16 protein-coding genes and 1 riboswitch are annotated in these 24215 nt (G+C 57.7%); of the genes, 6 read left to right on the forward strand and 10 right to left on the reverse strand.

What is annotated here, in order from left to right; genetic code table 11:
* Positions 1-136 precede the first annotated feature (136 nt).
* Both A6070_RS13880 and metX read left to right on the forward strand, forming a co-directional pair.
* Complete coding sequence (locus tag A6070_RS13880) at positions 137-649, forward strand: RrF2 family transcriptional regulator (protein ID WP_083558519.1); 513 nt, start codon at positions 137-139, stop codon at positions 647-649.
* A 44-nt stretch (positions 650-693) separates the two neighbouring features.
* Positions 694-803, forward strand: a riboswitch (SAM riboswitch).
* A 93-nt stretch (positions 804-896) separates the two neighbouring features.
* Complete coding sequence (gene metX / locus A6070_RS13885; protein ID WP_072288027.1) at positions 897-2018, forward strand: homoserine O-acetyltransferase MetX; 1122 nt, start codon at positions 897-899, stop codon at positions 2016-2018.
* A 25-nt stretch (positions 2019-2043) separates the two neighbouring features.
* On the opposite strand, the gene A6070_RS13890 is transcribed toward metX, so the two are convergent.
* From A6070_RS13890 to A6070_RS15200, 6 genes are all read right to left on the reverse strand, one after another.
* Positions 2044-2226 carry a hypothetical protein gene (locus A6070_RS13890; protein WP_072286325.1) on the reverse strand — a complete coding sequence of 61 codons (183 nt, stop codon included), beginning with the start codon at positions 2224-2226 and terminating at the stop codon, positions 2044-2046.
* A 127-nt stretch (positions 2227-2353) separates the two neighbouring features.
* Positions 2354-5563, reverse strand: coding sequence for a carbamoyl-phosphate synthase large subunit (gene carB / locus A6070_RS13895; RefSeq protein ID WP_072286326.1), 3210 nt, complete (start codon positions 5561-5563; stop codon positions 2354-2356).
* 433 nt (positions 5564-5996) lie between these two features.
* Positions 5997-8222: a methyl-accepting chemotaxis protein gene (locus A6070_RS13900; RefSeq protein WP_072502106.1), complete on the reverse strand. Its 2226-nt coding sequence runs from the start codon at positions 8220-8222 to the stop codon at positions 5997-5999.
* 361 nt (positions 8223-8583) lie between these two features.
* Complete coding sequence (locus tag A6070_RS13905; protein ID WP_072286328.1) at positions 8584-9960, reverse strand: MATE family efflux transporter; 1377 nt, start codon at positions 9958-9960, stop codon at positions 8584-8586.
* 61 nt (positions 9961-10021) lie between these two features.
* Entirely contained in the window at positions 10022-10828 is an 807-nt protein-coding gene (locus tag A6070_RS13910) for a sulfotransferase domain-containing protein (protein ID WP_083558522.1), read from the reverse strand.
* Between the two features lie 241 nt (positions 10829-11069).
* Entirely contained in the window at positions 11070-11645 is a 576-nt protein-coding gene (locus tag A6070_RS15200) for a hypothetical protein (RefSeq protein WP_145926373.1), read from the reverse strand.
* A 624-nt stretch (positions 11646-12269) separates the two neighbouring features.
* Between A6070_RS15200 and A6070_RS13920 the strand changes: the two genes are divergently transcribed.
* A complete protein-coding gene (locus tag A6070_RS13920) occupies positions 12270-13757 on the forward strand; it encodes an autotransporter outer membrane beta-barrel domain-containing protein (RefSeq protein WP_072286329.1) in 1488 nt (495 codons plus the stop codon).
* 499 nt (positions 13758-14256) lie between these two features.
* Here A6070_RS13920 and A6070_RS13925 read toward each other — a convergent pair whose 3' ends face one another.
* Entirely contained in the window at positions 14257-16194 is a 1938-nt protein-coding gene (locus tag A6070_RS13925; RefSeq protein WP_072286330.1) for a hypothetical protein, read from the reverse strand.
* A 721-nt stretch (positions 16195-16915) separates the two neighbouring features.
* On the opposite strand from A6070_RS13925, the gene A6070_RS13930 reads away from it, so the two are divergent.
* Complete coding sequence (locus tag A6070_RS13930) at positions 16916-19342, forward strand: autotransporter family protein (RefSeq protein ID WP_072286331.1); 2427 nt, start codon at positions 16916-16918, stop codon at positions 19340-19342.
* Positions 19343-19557: 215 nt separating this feature from the next.
* Here A6070_RS13930 and A6070_RS13935 read toward each other — a convergent pair whose 3' ends face one another.
* From A6070_RS13935 to msrA, 3 genes are all read right to left on the reverse strand, one after another.
* Positions 19558-19755 carry a hypothetical protein gene (locus tag A6070_RS13935; protein WP_072286332.1) on the reverse strand — a complete coding sequence of 66 codons (198 nt, stop codon included), beginning with the start codon at positions 19753-19755 and terminating at the stop codon, positions 19558-19560.
* A complete protein-coding gene (locus A6070_RS13940; RefSeq protein ID WP_072286333.1) occupies positions 19755-20972 on the reverse strand; it encodes an ATP-grasp domain-containing protein in 1218 nt (405 codons plus the stop codon). The genes A6070_RS13935 and A6070_RS13940 overlap by 1 nt, the downstream gene beginning before the upstream one ends.
* A 287-nt stretch (positions 20973-21259) precedes the next feature.
* On the reverse strand, positions 21260-22270 hold the full coding sequence (gene msrA / locus A6070_RS13945; RefSeq protein WP_201257969.1) for a peptide-methionine (S)-S-oxide reductase MsrA: 1011 nt from the start codon (positions 22268-22270) through the stop codon (positions 21260-21262).
* A gap of 444 nt (positions 22271-22714) precedes the next feature.
* On the opposite strand from msrA, the gene pduL reads away from it, so the two are divergent.
* Entirely contained in the window at positions 22715-23326 is a 612-nt protein-coding gene (gene pduL, locus A6070_RS13950) for a phosphate propanoyltransferase (RefSeq protein ID WP_072286335.1), read from the forward strand.
* A 133-nt stretch (positions 23327-23459) separates the two neighbouring features.
* Positions 23460-24095 carry a flavodoxin family protein gene (locus A6070_RS13955; RefSeq protein WP_072286336.1) on the forward strand — a complete coding sequence of 212 codons (636 nt, stop codon included), beginning with the start codon at positions 23460-23462 and terminating at the stop codon, positions 24093-24095.
* Positions 24096-24215: the final 120 nt, after the last annotated feature.

Consider the following 24215-nt stretch of genomic DNA (forward strand, 5'->3'; position numbering starts at 1 on the left):
CCATTGGGTTGCCAGCTGTTTACCCTCAGGAAATTAATCCTGGCACATGGCAATAAAAACATTTTTTGACCGTTGACAAAAGGGGCGGCCAGGGGTTATTTATAACCTTTAAAGTAATATTTCAGGAATACGCGCCGTGATCATTACCCGAGCAACCGAATACGCGATCCGTGCCGTGCTTTTCATGGCGGCAAAACCCCGGGAGGAAATCGTCCTGAAAAAGGACATCTGCCGGGAGCAGGACATCACTCCCGCCTTTCTGACCAAAGTCCTGCAGCCCCTGATCAAGGAAGGCATCGTCGGCTCCCATCGCGGCGTCGGCGGCGGGTTTTTCCTGGCGAAGAATCCAACCGACATTACCCTGCTCGACGTCATCAGGGCCGAGGAAGGCCCGATCTATCTCAATCTCTGCCTTGCCGATAAAACCAGTTGCGAGCGCGAATCAACCTGCCCCGTCAACCGCGTCTGGCAGAAAGCGCGGGCCGGCCTGGTCGATGTCCTGGGCAGTTACAGCTTTGCGCAACTGCTCGAAATGGAACCTTCCCGTGAAAACAGCGGAGCTTCGGAGACAGGCAAAACCGGACACTTTTCACACGGGCCCCACGGCTCCGCCACCGGCCTGGACAGCCGCCCCGGGAGAAACGATTGACATTTCCCGGCCAGTCCTTTAGAGTTTGCGCTACATAAAAGCTGTCTTTATCAAGAGTGGTGGAGGGAAGGGCCCTGCGAAACCACAGCAACCGATCCGACAGTACGGATGCCAGGTGCTAATTCCTGCCCCTGATAAAGGGGAACGATGAGGATGGAGCCGTCAGCAACAGCACGCATTCGATCGTTACGGCCCCTTCCCATCACCGGGGAGGGGCCGTTTTGCATTCCGGGAAGGCTTGTTGATCTTGGATAATTCTTCTGTAGGCATCGTCAAAACCCGAACCGTCGATTTCGACGGCGATCTGCGTCTGGAAAGCGGCCGGCTGCTCGCCGCACCCATCACGCTGGCCTACGAAACCTACGGGCAACTCAACGCCGAGCGCTCCAACGCCATCCTCGTCACCCATGCCTGGACCGGCAATGCCCATGCCGCCGGCAGACATGCGGACGATGACCGCAAGGCCGGTTGGTGGGACGATATGATCGGCCCCGGCAAGGTGCTCGACACCAGCCGTTACTATGTGATCTGCAGCAATGTGATCGGGTCCTGCGGCGGATCCACCGGTCCGACCAGCAAAAATCCCCGCACCGGCCGACCCTACAACCTGAGTTTCCCGGTGATCATGGTACGCGACATGGTGCGCGCCCAGAAATGCCTCATCGACCATCTCGGTCTGCGCACCCTGGTCACGGTCATCGGCGGCAGCATGGGCGCCATGCAGGCCCTCGAATGGGGAGTGCTGTATCCCGAGGTGGTGCGTTCCGTCATTCCCATAGCCGGCACCGGGCGCACCTCGCCCATGGCCATCGCCCTGAACGCGCTGGCGCGCCAGGCGATCTTCAACGATCCTCTGTGGAAAAAAGGCAATTACCGCCCCGAACACCCGCCCGCGGATGGCCTGGCGCTGGGACGCGCCATCGGCCACATCTCGTTTCTTTCCAACGCCTCCATGCACCTGAAATTCGGCCGGCGGTTTTCGGCCCGGGACGGCATGTTCGATTTTTTTGGCCAGTTCGAAGTCGAGCGCTATCTCGAGTACAACGGCCGGGCCTTTATCGACCGCTTCGATACCAACGCTTTTCTGTACCTGGCCAAGGCCCTTGACCTGTACGACGTTGCCTGGAATTTTGAAAGTCGGCAGCAGGCCCTGGAAAGAATCCGGTGCCCCTCCCTGTGGTTCGCCTTTTCCTCCGACTGGCTGTACCCGCCCCATGAAGCGGAAGAGGTGATCGATATCCTGCGAGGACTCGGCAAGCCGGTGGAGTATCACCTGATACAGTCCGACTACGGTCACGATTCCTTCCTGGTGGAACCGGAAAAGTTCACCCATTTCATCACCGGATTCCTCCAGCGCCTCGGCGTCTGAACCGAAACCGCCAGTGCCCCGCTGATTATTTCTTGCGTGGCGGGCTGAAAAGGTCGAGCTGATCGAACCGATAGTCCTTGACTTTGAAGGGTCGCGGCAAAAAACGGGGGCAGCTGATGACGAGGGTGCCTTGCGACTGCCGGCAGTCGCGCAGGCAGCGGGCACACAGAGGATTGGGAGGATTTTGTCGGGAAGATGAATTGCGCACGGATGGTTCCTTTGACGTTGATTCACCGCTCCATTCTACCAGCAGCCCGGCGTGGCGGCAACCAGACAAAATCGATGAAACCAAAAAAGGGGGGAGCGGACCGCATCGGGCCGCCCCCCTTTATCTATCATGCCAACCCGTCAATATTCCGATGGTATTCCTGCAGGCTGTGCAAAACGTCGCGCCCCGCCCGCTTGGCCGCAATCCCCTTGGCAGCGGCGATGGCGGCCGCCGTGGTGGTGATGTACGGCACCTTGTAGCGGATGGCGGTCTTGCGGATGTAGGAATCGTCGTGCGCGCCGAGCTTGCCGACCGGGGTATTCACCACCAGCTGAATTTCGCCGTTCTTGATGGCGTCGGTGATGTTCGGCCGGCCTTCATGCTCTTTGAGAATCGCGCCAGCCGCTACGCCGTTTTCCACCAGGTAACGGCAGGTACCTTCCGTGGCCTTGACGGCGAAGCCCAGTTCGGCGAAACGCCGCGCCGCCTCCAACCCCCCTGCCCGCTCGCGCTCCGACACGCTGATCAATACCGTGCCGATTAGCGGCAGGCGGGCGCTGGCCGCTTCCTGGGCCTTGAAATAAGCCAGCCCGGCGTTTTCCGCCATCCCCAGCACCTCGCCGGTAGAACGCATCTCCGGACCGAGTACCGGATCGACCTCAGGGAACATGCTGAAGGGGAACACCGCCTCCTTGACCCCGAAATGCGGAATCGGACGCCGCTGCAGATCGAGATCCTTCAGCTTCGCACCGAGCATCACCTGGGTGGCCAACCGCGCCATGGGAATATTGCATACCTTGCTCACCAGCGGCACGGTGCGGCTGGCGCGGGGGTTGGCTTCGAGAATATAGACCCGGTCATCGGCAATAGCGTACTGAATGTTCATCAGGCCGACCACGCCCATCTCCACCGCGATCTTGCGCGTATATTCCTCGATGGTATCGATATGTTTCGGCGGGATGCTGACCGGCGGAATCACGCAGGCCGAATCGCCGGAATGAATCCCCGCCAGTTCGATATGCTCCATCACCGCCGGCACAAAGGCGTCCGTGCCGTCGGCAATGGCGTCCGCCTCCGCCTCGATGGCGTTCTCCAGAAACTGGTCGATGAGAATCGGGCGTTCGGGCGAGACATCCACCGCCTTGTCCATGTACTCACACAGCATCGCCTCGTCATGCACCACCTCCATGGCCCTGCCGCCAAGCACGTAGGAGGGCCGCACGATAAGCGGATAGCCGATACGCGCGGCAATCTCCAGTGCCTGCTCGACGGTACTGGCCATCCCCGAGCGCGGCTGGGGGATGTTCAGCTTCTGCATGACGCGGTTGAACTGGTCGCGGTCCTCGGCCAGATCGATGGTGGCGGGCGAGGTGCCGATCACCCTGATGCCGTTGGCCTCGAGCTCCGCCGCGAGGTTCAGGGGCGTCTGGCCGCCGAACTGCACGATCACCCCCTCGGGCTGCTCCTTGCTGTAGATGGACAGTACATCCTCTACCGTCAGCGGCTCGAAATAGAGTTTGTCGGATGTGTCGTAGTCGGTGGAAACCGTCTCCGGGTTGCAGTTGATCATGATCGACGAAAAACCGAGCTCACGCAGGGCAAAGGCCGCATGTACGCAGCAATAGTCGAACTCGATCCCCTGTCCGATGCGATTCGGACCGCCGCCCAGCACCATGATCTTGCGACCGCCGCTCACACCGACCTGATCGGGTGCATTGTAGGTCGAATAATAGTAGGCGGCGTCCTCGACCCCGCTCACCGGCACCGGCTCCCAGGCTTCCGCCAGCCCCAGAGCGATGCGCCGGGTGCGCACCTGCGCCTCGGGAATACCAAGAATTTTCGCCAGGTAACGGTCGGCGAAACCATCCTTTTTGGCGCGGATCAGCAGCGCGTCAGGCAGCAGGCCGCCCTTGCACGCCAGCAGCTGCTGTTCCAGCTCCACCAGCTCCTGCATCTGCTCGATAAACCAGCGCTTGATGCGCGTCAGCCGGTGCAGTTCGTCGATATCGGCCCCCTTGCGCAAAGCCTCGTACATGAGAAACTGCCGCTCGCTGGTCGGCTCGCTCAGCGCATCGAGCAACTCCTGCAATGGGCGCCGGTTGAAATCCCTGGCGAAGCCCAGCCCGTAACGGCCGGTTTCCAGGGAGCGGATGGCCTTCTGCAGGGCTTCCTTGTAGTTCTTGCCGATGCTCATCACCTCGCCCACGGCACGCATCTGGGTGCCGAGCTTGTCCTGTACACCACGAAACTTCTCGAAAGCCCAGCGGGCGAATTTAACCACCACGTAATCGCCGCCCGGCGTGTATTTTTCCAGGGTCCCTTCGCGCCAGTAGGGAATTTCATCAAGCGTCAGCCCGGCCGCCAGCAGCGCCGATACCATGGCGATCGGAAATCCTGTCGCCTTGGAGGCCAGAGCCGAGGAGCGCGAGGTGCGCGGGTTGATTTCGATCACCACCACCCGTCCGGTCGCCGGATCGTGAGCGAACTGCACGTTGGTGCCGCCGATCACCTCGATGGCCTCGACGATATCGTAGGCATACTTCTGCAGGCGCTGCTGCAACTCTTCGGAGATGGTCAGCATCGGCGCGGTGCAGAAGGAATCACCGGTATGCACCCCCATGGGATCGACGTTCTCGATGAAGCACACGGTGATCTTCTGGTTTCTGGCGTCGCGCACCACTTCCAGTTCCAGCTCTTCCCAGCCGAGCACCGACTCTTCGACCAGAACCTGCCCGACCAGGCTGGCCGCCAGGCCGCGGGCCACCATGGCCTGCAGTTCTTCCATGTTGTAGACGATACCGCCGCCGGTGCCCCCCATGGTGTAGGCCGGACGCAACACCACCGGCAGCCCCATGCGGGAAGCGATCTGCTCCGCCTGTTCGACACTGGTGGCGATTTCGCTGCGCGCGACCTCGATTCCCAGGCGAGCCATGGTATCCTTGAACGCCTGGCGATCCTCGCCACGCTCGATGGCATCCACATTGACCCCGATAACCTTGACTCCGTAATTCTCCAGCACCCCCTTGCGGCTCAACTCCAGGGAGAGGTTGAGTGCCGACTGGCCGCCCAGGTTGGGCAACAGGGCGTCGGGACGCTCCTTGGCGATGATCTCGGTGATGGCGTCCACATTGAGCGGCTCGATGTAGGTCACATCCGCCATCACCGGATCGGTCATGATGGTGGCGGGATTGGAATTAACCAGCACGATTTCGTAACCAAGTCCCCTCAGGGCTTTGCAGGCCTGGGTGCCGGAATAATCGAATTCACAGGCCTGACCGATAATGATCGGCCCGGAACCGATGATCAGAATCTTGTGGATGTCCTCGCGTTTGGGCATAGGTGCCTCCCTTCAATACCCTGCAGGTGAAAAGATCGCCTCGGAAAATATTTGCGTCAAAAAACAGCATAAAAAAAGCTAACCACGATCTGGTTAACCTCGTCTTTGCCGGCAGGCAGCCCCCTTGTCCCTGAATCAGCCGGTCAACCCGGCCGGTCCAGTGAATGTATGCACTATTTCAAAACCCGGATGTCACTCAAGTACAAAAGTGAAACAACCTGCCTGAAGAAAAAGCCGCGCTTCTACCGGACACGGTCATGCCCTGTCGGTGGCTTCCCTTTGTAGTCCCTCGCATTTTTCATGTCAAGAAACTTGTTTTAATGGTGCTGTTTCAAATTCCGCACCATGAATCGTCCTGACGAAAAGGCCGCTCTGCGAAATTTTCCCGGCAGAGCGGCCCTGAAAGTTCGAGACTGCAAGATTGATATCCGATTTATCCGGCAGTTATGGCCCGCCGTGCGGACGACTTGTCCTGTTTGAGCTTGAACTGGGCAATAAGCGCCTGCAGACCGGCGGCCTGGCTGGACAGTTCCTCGGCCACGGCCGCGTTTTCCTCGGAGGTTGCCGTGTTCTGCTGGGTCACGGAATCGATTTGCGCCAGCCCCTGGTTGACCTGAATAATGCCCTCGGCCTGCTCCTGTGAAGACATGGCCATATCTCCGATCAGATCGGTTACCCGGGTGATTTCCGCCACGATTTTCTCGAGGGCGGCCGCAGCCGTGCCGGCGATCTCGGTGCCGTGCTCGGTCTTTTTCACCGATCCCTCAATAAGCTCGGCGGTCTCCTTGGCCGCCACCGCGCTGCGCGCTGCCAGATTACGCACCTCTTCGGCAACGACGGCAAACCCCTTGCCGTGCTGGCCGGCACGGGCCGCTTCGACCGCGGCGTTCAGGGCCAGCAGATTGGTCTGAAAGGCTATCTCGTCGATAACCTTGATGATTTTGGAAATATCCATACTGGAGGCGTTGATATCCCGCATCGCGGAGACCATCTCCATCATCTGGACCTTGCCCGTTTCCGCCACACCGCGGGCATTGTCGGCCAGGCTGTTGGCCTGAACGGCATGGTCGGCGTTGCTGCGGGTCTTGGATTCAAGATCGTGCATGGAAGCGGTGATCTGCTCCATGGAGCTGGCCGATTCCGTGGCCCCCTGGGAGAGCGCCTGACTGCTGTCGGCAACCTGGCCGGAGCCCGAAGCGATCTGATTGCTGGCCTGCTGAATCTGCGCCATGAGGGCGTTCAATGCCCGGTTGGTGTTCGCCAGAGGCTCGCGGATCAGACCTGCCGCTTCAAAAGTGAAATCCCCCTCGGACAGACGCTGGAACGCCTCCAGAATCTCATTGCCCAGATTGTCGGCAAACTTGTTCATGGTGGCTGCCAGTTCGCCGATTTCATCCCTGCCGCGGATGGTAAGCCGCCGATCCAGCCGGCCCGATTCCAGATCGCGCAGCATCTCTACCGCCTCCCCCAGAGGCTTGCTGATGGCGCGCCCGCCGCAAACCGCGCCAATCACCGTGCAGCCGCCGGCGACCAGGGCAATCACGACGATCCATCGGGCCATGGTGTTGAGATTGCCGTTGACACCGGCGATCAAAGCCTCGATATCCCTGGCGTCGTATTCAGCCACAATCGCCCAGTCCCAAGGTTTGTAGTAGGATACGACACCTATTTTGGTGGCTGTCTTGCCTGTATCGTCCTTGAGAACGTATTTTTCCACAAAGGTTGGAATGCTGCCGGAAGCGCTGTTCAGTGAAGCTGCCTTTTCAACGATGTTGCGAATGTAGGCAGAACCGTTCGCGTCCTCAGCCGACAACAGGTTCTGGCCTTCGACAGCCTTATCCCTGGCCAGCAGAACACGGCCCTTCTGATCAGCGGCCGCGCCCACCACGTAAACCTGCCCGGAGCGGCCGACGACGATATCGAGAATCCCCTTGCGCAGGCTTTCGACGTTTTCCTGCTTTTCCCCGAAATACAGCATCCCGATCACGCGACTTTTCTGTTTGTCCCAGATCGGCTTGTAGGCGGTAATGTACCAGTCGTTCACCACAAAGGCCCGCCCCACGTAGGTTTTTCCGGCCAGCACGGCCTCCGTTATGGGGTTGGATCTGCCGTCACGCAGCGCCGGGATGAAGGTCCCTATGGCACGACGGCCATCCTCCTTGAGCACGTTCGTGGCGACCCGCAGCATATCGCCTTCCTCGTTCATGCGCTGGAACACGGTGGCGGTGCCGCCGACCAGTTCGAAGACTTTGTCCACCAGCGGCGTTTTCACCTGGGCCTCGGTATTTATGCCGAGCCACTCGCCACCCATATGCATTTTCGGAAGTTCCACGGCAATCTGCTGGCCGGTGAACTGGTTGACGGCATCCCAGGCTACGGTCTCGCCGGCCAGAGCAATGCCGCCGGCACTGTCCAGAACTTCCTGGGCAACGTTCAGGTTCGCATGCACCTGCTTGGTGACGGATTCCGCCATGGCCTGGGACATCAGATAAATGTTCTGGGCGACCTTTTCGCCCTCCTGCGCTGCCAGGGTTTCAATTTCACCGTCGATGCGTTCCTGAAGGACACCCTTCTGGTACAGTGCCACACAGACAATGCTCACGGCGGTCAAAAAAATCAGCAAAACGCCGCCAAAGGTTATTTTCCCCTGAATTTTCACGATGCGTTACCCTCCTGAAAAGAAAACCACATGCAAGTCTGCGAAAAGGTGTCGCCACAACGGTAAAATCGAATATTCAGTTATTTGCCGACGCATGGTATCAAATCCGGCAAACAGGAGCAACTACTTAAAATTATTCACTTCTAGCTGGTTTCCATCCGGAAACGGCCCTTTTCCGCCGTGGCGGCGTCAATCCGCAGGCTTGCTTGTGCGGCGTACCGATGTACGCCTCCGCGCAACCCCTTGATTTCCTTGCCACAACGAAAAATTGCTCGTTTCCCATATGAAAACTACGCTGTATCCATCCGGAGTTTCCGGATGGATACTAGCTGGAACCGCACGGAGGGTTTTGCGATTTTTCTCATGGTCCTGCCATGGCCAGGGTCTTCCATTTGCCACTGCGATAACGCAGATAAAACACCCCGCTGAAAATCAGAAGGAAGGCGATCAGCGCCAGCCACGCCGCCTGGGGCGGCAACGCCAGCACCCGCAGGAACAGCGCCAGCACCGGCACCAGCAGCCAGTGCAGGGCCACCGAGGCGCACATGGCCCAGAAGGTATCGCCCGCGCCGCGCAGGGCGCCGCTGAAAACCAGCATCACCGCATCGGCCAGCACGTAAAACGCGGCCAGGCGCAGCATGCCGGTGGCCAGCGGCGCGGCCTGGCTGAAAATAGCGTCGGCCTGGTGCGGCTCGAACACCGCCACCAGTTCCGCCGGCAGGGATACGAACAGCACCAGGATCACCAGCGAATAACTGCAGGCCATTTTCAGCCCGGAGCGGGTGGCGCGCGCGGCGATATCCGGGCGCCCGGCACCCAGATAGCGGCCAACCAGACTGACCACCCCGATCTGGATACCCAGCAGCGGCACGAAGGAGACCAGGTCCCAGTTGAAGACAATGGTCACTGCCGCCGCGGTCACCAGGCCGTGAGCGTGAAACAGCATGATCATGGAGGTGAAGGCCAGCAGGTTGAGAAACATCTCCACCCCGGCCGGGGAGCCGAAGCGCAGCAGCTTGAGCATCACCGCGCGATCGAAACGCAGCGCCGCCAGCACAGCGTATTCACGGCGGTTCCGGCGCCCCAGATAGGTGGCCAGCAGCACCAGCAAGGCACAGAAGCTGCCCATCAGGGTGCCGTAGGCAGCGCCCCGCAGCCCCAGAGGTGGCACGCCGAGCCTGCCGAAAATCAGCACATAGTTGGCACCGACATTGACCAGCATGGCGGTCATGGCGGAGAACATCACCACCCGCGTATGGCCAATACCGGAAAAAAAGCTGCTCAGGCAGCTGCGCAGCAACACCAGAACAGCCCCGTAGAGCAGGATGTCAAAATATACGCGCTGCTGCAGCGCCTGCTCCACCGGCAGATCGGCGAAACGGAAAAACGCGTGGGCCAGCGGCCGCGCCGCCAGAATCAGGGGGGCGGCCAACAGCGAAATCAGTGCCGCCTGGCTGACCACCAGAGCGCAATGGTCCCTGCGCCCGGCACCAAGGTACTGGGCCGCCAGCGCCGTCACATAGCCGGTCAGACCGATAAAAAAGGTCATCATCATGAAGGCGGTCAGGCCACCGGACATGGCCGCGCTCATCGGCACCGGACCAAGGCGCGACAAAAACACCCGATCGGTAAAAATAAGCGCCGTTTCACAACCATGGGAGATGACCATCGGCAACGCCAGGGTGATCATCTCCCGCAGGCCGCCCTGGCCCGAGGGATCGGTTACGTGGGTCTGCATGTCGTTCTAAATCCTGTTCTGATTCGGGTCCCGGCAGTCTGCGGAACCCGCCAATCCGGCGTCAGCCGCCGGTCAACCAATCCTGGCAGTCCCAGTCCAGAACACGTTCAAGCTGCCGTATCTCAAATTCATATATGGATTGCAGGTATTGCCGCTCCCGCTCCGCCATTCCAGAGGCATATGCCCGCGCATGCACCCTTTTGATTTTGCCTTCTGCTGAAACGCTCACGCCCAGAAATGCGCACACCTTCCGCATCGTCTCCCGCGGGTCGTGTTTCAGATCCTCATTTTTAAGGATCAGAATCTGATCTTTCGGAAAAAACTCCCAGAGCCTGCGCAACTGCTCCAGATAAAAACCCCTGTCAACGTAGGAATAACGGCGGTTCTGGTAAGGCAGGGAGGACCGGCACCGTTCCTGTTCCCTGTGGAGCGCATCCCAAAAGGACAAAGGTTCGAGCTGCTTCTGGCGCTGCATATTCCAGTGGGAATAAGCCCTCTCGATGGGATTGCGCAGAAGCACGATCATTTTCATCTGCGCGTTGTATTCCCAGATCCGCCTGGGCGCATCGCGCCAATACATATAGCTCGGCGTCGCTTCGCCGACAATTTTATGGGGTGCACAGGGATCGAAAGCGGCATGATAACGAGCGTAGTCGGGCCTGTTTTTTCGAAAAAAATCCTCGTTGTCGAAAAAGTGCACCTCTTTTTTCCGGGCCATGCAGATTTCTGGATGTTCCCGCAGGCAGGCATCCAACGCCGTGGTACCACCCTTCTGGGTGCCACATACAATAAAATCCACAAGCCGGACGGTGTTTTTCCCCCAGGGAAACCACCGTCCGGCCTTCAGTCGCTCGATTGAATAGCGCATCCATCAACCCCAAAACCCTGCGATGCATCATTTGCAGCGCAGCGCATCAACAGCAAAGCCCGGCCCGTCAACAACCATCGGGACCGGCGAATTCACGACGAGGGTAACAAACACCTGAAGCCTTTATCATCCTTTGCCACCGGCGGCAATCGAAAACTGGCTGCCCGCTGGCCGGTCCTCAATCATTGCAGACCGGCCCGGGAGCACTGATATTGTTGAGAGATTTGGCGATTCGCTCTCTCTAAAACCGGTATCTGAAACCCGCGCCGACCAGATTGGAGCCGCCGGACACGCCGTCAAACAGACCGAACACCCCGGAACGGTGATGCACCCTCAGAAAATAGTCCCAACGAGGATGTTGCGGCAGGCAAAAAGCCAGCTCGAACAGCAGGTAGTTCAATAATTGCGAGGTCCGGCCATGTTTTTCAACCTCGATGGCCGGGTCGCGCGTGGCATAGGACAGCCCTTCACCGACGGCGAAACTGGTATCCAGGTAGCGGTCCCAGGGGAAAGGCAGCCAGCGAAGCACCACCAGGGCGTTGACTTCGAAATGATTCATCAGGTCGAAGTGTTTGACGAGCTGCCCCTCGGCCTCCAGACGCAGATAGTGTCGGTAGCCGGTCAGTTCCCGGCCGACAAGCAGGGCCGCGGCGTAGGAATCGGCGTATTCGCGGTCGGACAAAACCTCCCGGAGCGTATCGTACACCGCCCTGCCGCCGTAAAAGCCGAGGGACCAGTCCGCCTCACCGTGCGCGGTTCCCCCACCGAAAAAAACCAGCAAGACTCCCAACGACAGAACCACCCTTCTCATAGGCACGCGCATCATGCTCCTTTCTGGCGATAGCGGATCCCCGCTTTGCACATAAATGGTAGAGCCAAAAAACCGGACATAGCCAAACCGGCAGACCACACTGCGTTCATCATCCATGGCAGCATCGGTTGACAGAAACCCGCCAGGAGCGCCACGGGCGGGGAGCATCCCACCACCGGCAAACCGAAATTGCACGATAGCCTTATTTTACACCAATGCTCATGCGGTGGAATACCGATCGATTGATGGGCCTACCGGCGGCTCGAAATTTTTTTCGGAGAGGGCCAGTTGTCAGATGCGACGTTCCGCAGGGAGAGCCTACGTTGCCTCGTGCCTGACCGTAACCGAACGCTGCATCGCCCACCCCTCACACACCCTGTAGAAAAAAATTGACGGGGAGGAATCAAAGGCCTACAAAGGATACTAATAATATTTTTCCATGGAATAACTCATGATCACGAAAATTCCTGAAATGCTGTCGGTATTTTACCGACCGGCGAACGGCACCCTTCCCGGAGACCGTGCCAGAAATACGCAGCCGTCAAACCTTACAGGAACATGGGAAGAGAAGTTCTTCAAAAGTGGAGGAAGCGAAGTTCCGGAAGACTGTTTCTTATCAGCGAGGTGGGCATGCGAAACGTTCTAAAAAAAGGGAAAATCCGGCTTTTCAAAAAAAACAAATGGTTGCTGTTTGCTTCAGTATTCCTATTGCTTTTATCGCATGCAGGGCTGGTGAGCGGAGGCGATCTTTTGGTAACGGGCAGCGACACCTTCGCCTATCCAAGATCGAGGATCCCAGAGCCGATTTCCCCCATGGGTACGGTTATAACCAACTTCACGAACTATTCCGCGGCCACCTTTCCCTGTGTCACGGGGGTTTTCTATGTATCGCAAGCTGCAGACTATACGGCCAACCTGCGATCTACCATTGCCAATGGCATCTATATTTCCCTTGGCCCCTTTGTCCCCTCCGCCACGAGCGCCCCTTCCACCCCGCTGTCCGATGTCATGTATTTCATCCAGAACGGAAACAACACGACGCTTTCAAATATCGACCTGCAAGCTGGAACCCTGTATTCATACATTTTGGTTTATAACGGGTCTCTTTCAGCGTCATTTGCATTCACTTTATCGGGGCTGGGGGATATTCACGTTCCAGGTTCGGATGAGGCCAGATTTCTCACCCACCTGCTTCCGGCCGTCCGCGATATCCTGACGACCAATGTTCGCCTGATTGGTCAAAGGCAGGACCTGAACAGAGGTCTGGCTTCCGGCGATGAGTTTCTCGGCAATGGCCACCTCTGGATGAAACCCTTTGGCTCGTGGGCCGATCAGGGCGACCGGAATGGCGTGGCTGGTTACAGCGCCGACACAACGGGCCTCGCTATCGGCGTGGAGGGCGACGTGGCCACATCGCTGAATATCGGTGGCGCTTTCATGTACGCCAGGAGTGACATCGACAGCGATGACAGCATGGCAAAGCAAGGCGTGGATGTCGATCTGTATCAGGCTGTGGTATACGGCAGCTATTTATTCGACGATCGTTCCTTCATCGATTTCCAGGTTGGCGCAGGCCAACATAAAAACAAGGGGTATCGGCAGGTCGTATTTTTCCCTGACTTCGCTGCGTCGGATTACGATGGCCGTTCCTACCATTTGGGAGCCGCCCTGGGGAGAGTTTTCCCGTTGTCGAGCCAGACCCGTTTCGTGCCGTCCATCCGCGCCGATTACCTCTGGATTGAGAATGATGGCTACCATGAGACCGGCGCCGGTTCCTTAAATATGACCGTCAGAAGCAATCGGGCAGAGGCCTTGATTGTCGGGATTGATGGCAAGTTGGTGCACCAGTTGAATCCCCGGATGTCCCTTGTTGGTGACCTGGGTGTCGGCTACGACACACTGAGCCATCGAGAAAGTGTCACCACGGTTTTTGCAGGCATTTCTGATGCCCCCTTTATCACAGACGGAATCGATCCAGAACCGTGGGTGGGTCATGCCGGCCTCGGTGCTATCTATAGAATAAAGGACCGCCTTGATATCAATGCGCGCTACGACGTGGATTATCGCGAGCACTTTTTCAATCAAACCGCATCCATGAATCTCCGTTGGATGTTCTAAAACAATAGCAGGCCCGGGGTCTACCATCGGAATCAGCAGATGGCGGGTCACCGGCCATGGTCCTCTTGGCTTGCAGCCCTCAAAAACCCAGGAGTCTGTCGGACTATCCGGGTCGAAGCGAAAATTTGGATGTTTGAGAACAGATTTCAGCTCGTTTCCCATATGAAAACTACGCTGTATCCATCCGGAGTTTCCGGATGGATACTAGTTCGTTTGAAGGTTCATAGCCGTAGCTGTGGGCTGAAAAGGAGCTGAAATATGGGCCAAACAGCCGAATTTGCAGCCGGCGCATGGATAGTTCGACAGACTCCTAGAGTAAGAAAAAAGGTATTACTTTGGAGGCAGCATGAACTTGCGAGACCGAATCGCCGGCTATACGCATTCGCGCGCCGGAAACCAGCAGCAAGCCTCCCAACGACAGAAGCACAGTCCGAATCAACATAAGCATTATCTTTCTCGCTGCTGGCAAGACAAAACTGATCCTGCCGGCGCAGAAGTATCACCGCAAATCCCGCAGGGGAATATGCCGAAACCGTTCGTAGCCGGCGAGTCTGTTCAACTCGCTGGCCCAATCCTGCACCTGGGTCAAAGGCACCTCATGGCGTTCACCCAGTTGGGTATCGCCAAGAAAGGTCTGGTCGCGAAGCACCTCCGTCCAATCTGCGGCCATACGATCCTGGGCCTGCTGCCGACGGTCATGAGTCTGCTCGATAATGGCGCCGATCTCCCGCATGTCGCTGGCCGCTTTGTCGAGCCTCTGCCGGTGCACATGATCGGCCACCTTCCAGTTGTTCCAGATTTCCATTAGCATGGGCAGATTGCGGGCGAAAACCTGGGTCGGAGCAGAAACGATGGACAGGTAAAAGGTCCACTGGTTGTATCCCGGCATGACTCCGAACAATGCCAGGCTGGTGAACTCCCGGGCCTGTGCACCCGTCCCCTGCTGCCAGTCGAAATGCACGAAAGCTGCCTGACCACCGTGAGGCCAGGGCGTTGGCGCGCTGTCGTGGATGCGCAAAATCCGTTGCGGTGACTGCAACCCAAACTGGGGAAACAGATTTTGCAGTGCCGTGACCGGATCACTGTAGGGAGCCACCGGCACGGGTACCGTGGCGCCCGGCATCTGCTGATAAGCCGCCCCCATTTCCGGTGTCAGCACCGGGCCGTGAATGCCCAGAGCGACATGACTGCCGTCGATGCCCAAAGCGTCCACCATGCCTTGACTGGCCGCAGCTATTCGCCAATCCGTCGGCAGCATCATGCTGCCACTGCCATCGGGCAAGGGCACCTGCCGCCAATCAACCGGCCGCGACGCTGGCTGATTCGCTGGCACGGAGGCAGGCAGATGCCGTGCGATCGTCCGAATCATGGAGGGGAAACTTACTGACAGATTGGCTGGCGCATCGAACAGGCAGGCCGCTGCCATAGCGTCATCCTTTCTGACGGCAACCAGCAATCCACGCTTTTCACCGGCGACAGTGTGAACCCTGAACAAGGCCCGCGTTTCCCGGTCCTGGTCATCGCCAATGACCGCCGCCAATATCGGGCGTTCCCCAAATGCCGGCTCTAGACGCTCGACGGCGTCCATCAGCGCCTGACGCGAGGATCGCTTACCCACCTCGTCGCACAGCCACAGTTCACCGCTGTCAGCCCCGTGCCGAACCCTGCTGTATCCCGGCGGGGGCTGCAGAAACGCGGAGTCGGCAGGAGTGTCGTCATCCCGGACCAGAAAATCACGCTGCGCCTCGATCTCGGAGTAATCCCTGCCCGCCCCTTCCAGATGCAGCGCGTCAAATTGGAAGCGCCCGCTGCCCACAGCCAGCAAACCCACCCCTTCGCCGGTAACCGCACCGCGACCGATGCTGCCGATGTCATAGCCATTGGCGCGCAGAATCAGCATGGATTCAGCGACGAGGATTTCCAACCGGTTGAAGCCCTCGGTGCGGATCGCATCATGCGTACCGCTCATGCTGATCCGCGCACCCTCCGCGTCACGTTGCAAAACCGCATAGCCCTGACGGCCGGTGAGTATCAAGCCGATATAATGCTGTGTTCGCGGATCGAACCCGAACAGAAGGCCGGCACCGGAGAGTTCCTCTTTTCCCGGGGAATCCAGGGCCACGGCAACCATGGCACGAGCGCCTTCGGTAAAACAATTGACTTCTTTCGGAATCAGATAACAATAACGAATAGCCCGAGGATCGCCGCGGTTCTCGAGAACATAGCGCCCCTGTGAAACCGTGCCGGACCATCCGTCATCTTTCCCCAGCAACAGATGGCCGCCGAGCATGGCGGCAGGATCCTTGCCATCGGCGAAATCTTCCTGATACATGCTTCTTTCAGGCCTGTTGAACGAAGCGCGCGCGAAAAACAGCCCTGCCAACGCTACAACGGCCAGCAAGCCAACGGATAGGCGTATCCAGCTTTTTCGTTCCACGGCTGTCTCCTTCTCTAAACCGATCCTGATCCATCGATAACCCTGATCCTTGCCAAGCCGACGAGCCCTGCCTGCCACGGATGCCACCTGCCGGGGCTGCCACAGTTTTCCTCTGTTTCTGCAGCATAGCACTAAAAAATTACGTTGCCGCATCCTGTTTTCATCCGGGAACGGCGCTTCTGCGCTGTGGCGGCGTCAATGTGCAGGCCTTCTTGTGTCTCGGGCCAGGCCCTGGCCCTTGCCCTTCAGGCAGCCGAAGACTTTCCACTTTGCCAGCCTTCGCGTTATGTGGCGTACCGCTAAACACCTTCGCGCACCCCCAGGGTTCCCTTGCCACAACGGAAAATGTCTCGTTTCCCATGTGGACACTACCTTAGGCCACGCTGGCAGTGCAAAAACCGAGCACAGCCAAATGAGAGATTCCCTATGCTTTGATTTTACACCAATGCGCATTTGATGCGATGCTTACTGGTTGACGAAAATACCCTCCGGGCTGAATCTATCGCTCGTATTCGGAAAAAAGGACTCAATATCGACGTTTTTCATGGTATATATTATTTAAAATAAGCTTATTGGCTTCCCATATAGGTAGTGTCAAGTTTCCGAATGGATACCGATTAACTTATTTCCTTGACCGAAAGGCAACCGGCGGCAAAACCTTGCTTTCATGCTTATCGGCACCATGACTACGACCTCGAACACGTTTCCCGGGAGAAACACCATGCCTAGCAAATGCGGACACAAGGGCACATCCCCATCTCCCCGCCCCCGTGTAAAAAACCCCTCCGGCATCAACGTCTTTATCTACTGCCTTGAGACGCGGAACCTGATAGTCCTTTTCACGTTAGCTCTTTTTCTTGCCGCGACACCGGCATTTGCGGATATCCGGGATTGGAACGCGCTGGAGGGAGACTGGCTCGATCCGGACAACTGGACAATTTCATCAGACCCCGCCGACCAGGCGAATGTGAACAATGCCGGCATTGCCAGGTTGATGGGACCTGATGCCGTGGTGGCTCACGAAACGGTCCATGTCGGCACAAACGGACAGGGACAGGTCGAAATTCTGAACGGTGGCACCCTGACGGCCACTTCCCTGGTTCAAGTCGGTGTTAATTCAGGAGACGGCACCCTTATCGTGGATGGCCCAGGGTCGCAATTGCAAACCCACCGCCTGGAACTCGGCTACCTGGGCACCGGCACGCTCACCGTGGCCAATGGCGCCAGCGTTGTTGTCGACGAGTTTCTCTTTGGGTACGGCAATGTTACGCTGAATATCGGCAATGGCGGTCCCGCGGGAACCCTCCAGATAAATTCAATGATATCGTCAAACAGGGACAGCAATACAAATATTGCAATCAACTTCAATCACAACGAAGAGGCGTTTTATTTCGCGCAAGACGACAGATGGTCAATGTGGGGAGATGTCGTACCCTTTTATGTCACGGAGATCAATCACCTTGGACCCGGCACCACGATTCTTGATGGCAATTACGACGATTGGTATGCCGTCGATACCACCATCAGCTCCGGGGTCCTGCGAATCGACGGGGTCTTCAGAAACTTCACCACCTACGTCAACACCGGCGGCACTCTGGCGGGCAGCGGCTGGGTTGGAAGCGTCCTCGTCAATGGTGGCACGGTCGCGCCCGGAAGCTCCATCGGCACGCTTAACGTCTCCGGTAGCGTGGATTTCTCCGGCGGCGGCACCTATGCGGTGGAGGTTGATGCCGCCGGCGACGCGGACCGGATCTCAGCCACAGGCGCGGCGACGCTTGACGGCGGCACCCTGCGCGTGATGCCTTTGCCGGGAGTTTATTCCGGCAATACCGAATACACGATTTTGACAGCAGACAGCATTGATGGCACCTTGGCTCTCGCCTCGCCGAGTTTGGCCTTTTGCGATTTTGCCCTGGCATACACCGCCACCGAAGCCACCCTCTCCCTGATGCGCCGGCCCTTCGACGCCATTGGCGGAACCCCGAACCAGCGGGCTGTGGGTGCGGCACTGAACTCGCTGGAAACAACCGGCGCATCAGGTATGGACGGACTGTTCGCAGCTTTGCTCGCCCTGGAATCCGAGACCGGCGCATTGTTCGCCTACGATGCTCTTTCCGGCATCCAGCATGCCCACGCCCAGACTCTTGCCCTGGAAGCGGGCCGGCAGTTCCGAAACCTTTTGAACGAGCGACTGTCTGCCGGCGGGGCTGTCAATGCCGATACCCGGCAGGTTCTTCTGGCTGATGCCAGCAGCGACCGGGGGCTGCTGGCCACAACGACGAGCCGCAGCCAATCCGTATCTGCCGGCCCTGAGGGAACGGACAAGGGGAGTCATCTGTGGGTGCGGGGGTTGGGTGGCTACGGCGATATCGACCGATCCTCCGAAGCTTCCGGTGCGGATTATCATACGTCCGGGGCTGCTCTGGGCGTCGATCGCATGTTGGCCAACGATCTCACCCTCGGCGCGGCCTTCGGCTACGTCAACACCGATGCAGATACCGCCGACGGCGGGCTTGATATCGACTCCTGGCAGCTTGCGCTCTACTCAGGGTGGATACCCGGCCCATACTATCTTCGTGGCATGGCCAGTGCCGGACTGCACCGGATCGGAGCCAAGCGCCAGGTAGCCTTCGGCTCCTTCGACCAGACCGCATCGGCCAGCTACGACAGCGTCACCTGGGGAGCCGATATTGAAGGAGGACGTGCCTTTGACCTGGGGCTGAACATAGCGCCTTTCGCCGGCCTCGAATACGCCCATCTCCGACGCGAATCCTTCATCGAAAGTGGCACCGATACCGCCGCTCTGGACGTGAAAACCGAAAAGCAGATGTCTCTGCGCTCACGGCTGGGAGTTCGGTTGGACAAAGAGTACGTTATCCGCGGCATGGTAATCGCGCCATCCCTTGAATCCGCCTGGGTTCACGAATTTGCCGATGAACTCGCACGCATCGACGCCAGGTTTGCCGGCAGCGCAACAGTCAGCTTCGATATCGAAGGACCAAAGCTCGACCGCGACAGGCTCCAGATCGGCGTGGGCCTCGATGCACGCTTCAACACGCGTTTCGCCATGTCCCTCGGTTACCGCCTGGATGCCGCCAATAGCGACCAGCACCAGAAGATTGCCGCAACCCTTCACCTCCTGTGGTAAATTTTTTCTGAACCTTGGTGTCCTGACTTTTTGTGCTTAGCATCCATCCCACCAAGCTTCGCAGCTGTCCTTGCCCGGGCCGGGGAAAACGCTGACGCATCAGGGACTTGCACCAAGCGGTTGAAATGGCAGCAAATCAAACCCGAGACCGCACAAGCAAGACTGCGGATTGACGCTGCCACGGCGAAAAAGGGCCGTTTCCGGGTGGAAACAAGTCAGGGGTTCCCGGTCTCTTTGTACCAACCTTCCTGCGGCATGGAATCAAAGCATGTCGGCTTCGGGTTTATCCATTTGCCTTCCGCGGTAATCTGCCATTTTGTATAAAAATCCATGGGCGAGGCGGTCTTGTCTATACGATAGCCGTCGGGATGAAAACCGATCTGGATATCCGTAGCCTTGAATTTTTTCTCCATTATGTTGGCTCCTCGTTTCCTTTCAGGTTGCTGTGGGCATCGGTCGGGCCTGTTTTTATGAACGGTCGCAAATCCGATCGCAGAATCCATTCCAGTTCGGCGAAATTGTCCGCCGCGGTTTCCGTGAACAGGAAGCCGAACACCGGGTACTCGTGATAATCGACCTTGCGCAATTCAAGAGGCTTCTCAAACCGGGCAAGCAGCATGTCGTAATCGAAGCTCCGGATATGCTTCGCCTCGATGCCGGAGCCATTGTCCAACACGACAATGGCAAACAGCTTGCCGGCCTTCCCTTCCAGAAGACGCGGCCAATCCGGCCTTTGCCGGGAGAAATAACACAGATAGGGATTGAGACCGTAGGCGCGAAAGGTCAGATCCGCGGTGGTACACCAGCCGCCGAACCGCATGGGATTCACTTCGATGGGCACCACCCGGCCGGCCGCGGTGCGTCGGAGTTCGGCATGCACAGGGAAATTCCTCACCCCGGCCACCTTACCGATTTGCCCCAGAAGCTCGCTGAACGCGGCAAGGTTTTCTTCGATAATGGCCTTCGACGTGATGTAGACCCGGTCGCTCACGTCATATCCCGAAGCAAAGACATGCTGAAAAATCCCCAGCACCACGGGCGCCCCGGCAGCATCGAAATAAGCGTCCACGGCGAATTCCTCGCCGTCGATGCACTCTTCGACGATAAACGCGCGACTGTCCAGCACCTCCTCGGGATACAGGCCGCGGGTGCGGTCGATCTCGGACCGGATAGCTGCGACCGCAGCCGTCCATTCCTCTCGGCTGGCGACCTTGTGCACCCCCATGCTGAAAAACCCGACGGCGGGTTTGATGATGAAGGGCACGGGCAAATCGTCAAAACGGACGGTTGCCAGATCCTCGATGAGGACTTCGCGAAAATAAAACTCGGGGAAAAACGGCCGGGTCATCTCGCGAAATTTCAGCTTGTTTTTGAACAGCTCGATTTTGGCCGGGATGCCGGTAAACGAAAGATGTTCGGCGATCCAGCCGATGCAGTTTTCCGAAGTGGCATAAAGGAGCGGAACCCGGCCCTGTCGCGCCTGCTCAACCGCCTCGTCCTCGGCGAGAAACCGCGTGCCATCCTTCAGCCCCAGACTTTTCGCCACGGTCGTGGCAACCACGGGCAGGGCATTCTCCAAGAGTGTCTCTTTGACAAACTCCGAAACGTACGGCTTATCGACAAAAAACATGATTCCCTTCCGTAAGGGGATAGAAGTTTCAGATTGCGACCTGGACAGACTCCCCCTCCAACGGGGTCACCCATTCTTTCACGCATAAGGCCCGGATCGTCCAACAAACGCGAAAAGCAAAGGGGCAACCGCGGAGAACGCTGAGCTCGTCAAGATGCTCCAGAAAAGTGCAGCTTGCTTTATGCTGTCGTGTTTAACCTGCGTACTTTGTGTGCTCCGCGGTTAATCATAGCTGAACCGTTTCTCCAAAAAAAGCCCCTCCGTATGACGAAAGAGGCCGGATTCGCTTATTTAAAGCTTGCGAGGAATTCTCCGTAGCCTTCCTTCTCCAGTTGATCCACGGGGATGAAGCGCAGGGCGGCCGAGTTCATGCAATAGCGCAAGCCAGTCGGTGGCGGGCCGTCGCTAAACACGTGGCCCAGGTGCGAATCACCGTGGCGGCTACGTATTTCGGTGCGCACCGAAAAGAGTTTGTGGTCTTCACGCTCGACGATATTCTCCTTTACCAGCGGCCGCACGAAGCTCGGCCAGCCAGTACCTGATGTGTACTTGTCGAGTGAACTGAACAGTGGTTCGCCCGAGACGATGTCGACATAGATCCCGGCCTGTTTGTTGTCCCAGTATGCGTTTTTAAACGGCGGCTCGGTGCCTTCCTTCTGAGTGACCTTGTACTGCAGAGGGGTCAGGGTTTTGCGCAGGGTGGCATCATCCGGTTTATGATAACGGGTGTTGCCGGTCATGGGAGCCGCCTTTTTTATTTCCTTGCTCCAGATCTTTTCCAGAAACTCGTCGCGCCCCGAATTCCGGCGGTAGCATTTGTAGCGGAGCGGATTTTCCTTGTAGTAGTCCTGGTGGTAATCTTCGGCGACATAGAAGGTTTTGAAGGGCAGAATCTGTGTCACGATCGGTTTGTCGAAACGTCCCGATTGCTGCAGTGCCTGTTTGGATTTCTCTGCCAGATCGTGCTGCTCTTGATCATGGTAGAAGATGGCCGAACGGTACTGGGAGCCGCGGTCGACGAACTGGCCTCCGGAATCCGTCGGGTCGATATGCCGCCACAGCACATCCAGTAATTGCTCATAGCTGATCCTTGCAGGGTCGTAGGTAACCTGCACCGCTTCAACATGACCGGTGCCGCCGGCCGATACCTGCTTGTAGGTCGGGTTCGCGACGTTGCCGCCGGTAAAGCCCGATATAACCTTGATGACGCCGGGCTCTTTCGCAAAATCGGATTCCACGCACCAGAAACAACCCCCGGCAAAGGTCGCCACCATTTGCTTTTTACCTTTATCCGTCATGTGTGCTCCTTGATCGGGCCCCGTCGCCGCTGCAGCTACGCCGGCCATAAATATCAACGTGGTGAAAAGAAGAGTCCTGAACCAGTCAATTATCATGGAGTCCCCTCCTGCTTGCTGAGAAGTATCACTTCATTATACGCGGCACGGGAACTTCGGTCCAATCGAGGGCGAAAGGCGAAAAGGGGTCATCCATTTGTTTCTGCTGAATGAATAATGGCTTATCGGCGGAAACATGGTAAAGGTTAAAATAACGAGTGGCGGGCCGACATAGTCAGGTCGGGTTTTGCCAATATTTCTCATCCTGGTCCGATCATCCAGACTGGAGTGAGGGGAACGAATGGACGGAACCAGGGCGTTTGAAGAGTTTCGGCGGTGCCGTGCACGGGGAATCCTTGTTGACCGGTCCGCCACCCCCCTTTTGCGAATCTGGGAGAAAAGCCATCGATGAATAAAGAACTCCGCATCCCCATCAGCGCCAGCATGCGCCATGTTCATCTTTGCCGACAGGATGTCGAGGCACTTTTTGGCGCCGGCCATCAACTTACACCCGCCAAAGCGTTAAGTCAGCCCGGACAATTCGCCTGCGAAGAGACGGTCACCATCTGCGGGCCCAAAGGTTGTATCGAGCGCGTCCGCGTCCTTGGCCCGGAGCGCCAGGAGACGCAGCTTGAAATATCGCGTACCGACGAGTTCAAGCTCGGTGTCGACGCGCCGATCCGCGCTTCGGGAAAGATCGAGGATACGCCTGGCATTCGTCTCGAAGGCCCTCAAGGCGTCGTGGAGCTGAAAAGAGGTGTGATCCAGGCGGCACGGCATATCCACATGACCCCGGCCGATGCCGAGCGCCTGGGTGTCGAAGACCGGCAATGGGTCATGGTGCGCGTGGGCGGCAAGCGGGGGATCATTTTTGATGACGTGCTCGTACGGGTCAAAGAGAGCTACGCCCTCGATATGCACCTCGACACCGACGAAGCCAACGCGGCGGATCTCGGCCCCGGCGCGTGGGGCGTGTTGATCAAAAACCCCACCAGGGTTGCCCCCGATCCTGACGATTGATCGTCAAGTGCGACGAAGGGTGGCCCACAGAGACGGTAATTGCTTAATTTCTGGGCGGTTTTGTTGCAATTCCGTCTCCTGCAAGGCGATTCCATCCAGGATACGTCGAACTGCAATACCAAAGGAGAAAGCCATGAAAGTCGTAGCGTTTAACGGCAGCCCGAACAAGGAAGGAAACACCTGGCATGCCATAAGGATGGTGACTGCCGAGCTTGAAAAGATCGGAATCGAAACAGAGATCGTCCATCTCGGCAACAAAACCATCAGGGGTTGCACCGCCTGTTACCGTTGCGCAAAAAACAAAAATGAACAATGCGTGCTGCCTGGTGACGAGGTCAACGAGTGGATTCAGAAGATGAAGCATGCGGACGGGATCATTCTCGGCTCGCCGGTGTATTTTTCAGCTATTGCCGGAACCATGAAATCGTTTCTGGATCGCGCGTTCTTCGTGACCAGTGTCAATGACGGCATGCTCCGCCACAAGGTTGGAGCAGCGGTGGTTGCCGTGCGGCGTTCCGGTGGCTTGCCGGCGTTTGATCAACTGAACAACTTCCTGAACTATGCCGAGATGCTGATTCCCGCTTCAAATTATTGGAACGTGATCCATGGCCGAACGCCGGGAGAAGTGATCCAGGACATCGAGGGAGAACAGATCATGCGGGTTCTGGGGAAGAACATGGCCTGGGTGATGAAGCTGGTGGAACATGGCAAAGGTGCAATTACCCCACCGGAACGGGAGCCTAAAACCTTCTTCAGCTTTATCCACTGAACAACCGCTCCCGCACGACCGGCAACCCTCTCGAAGGATAATGGCGGATGCGGATTATCAGTGCATTTTCTTGATATGAATCAGTTAGTATCCATCCGGAAACTCCGCATGGATACAGCG

The organism is Syntrophotalea acetylenica (assembly GCF_001888165.1).
Lineage (GTDB): Bacteria > Desulfobacterota > Desulfuromonadia > Desulfuromonadales > Syntrophotaleaceae > Syntrophotalea > Syntrophotalea acetylenica.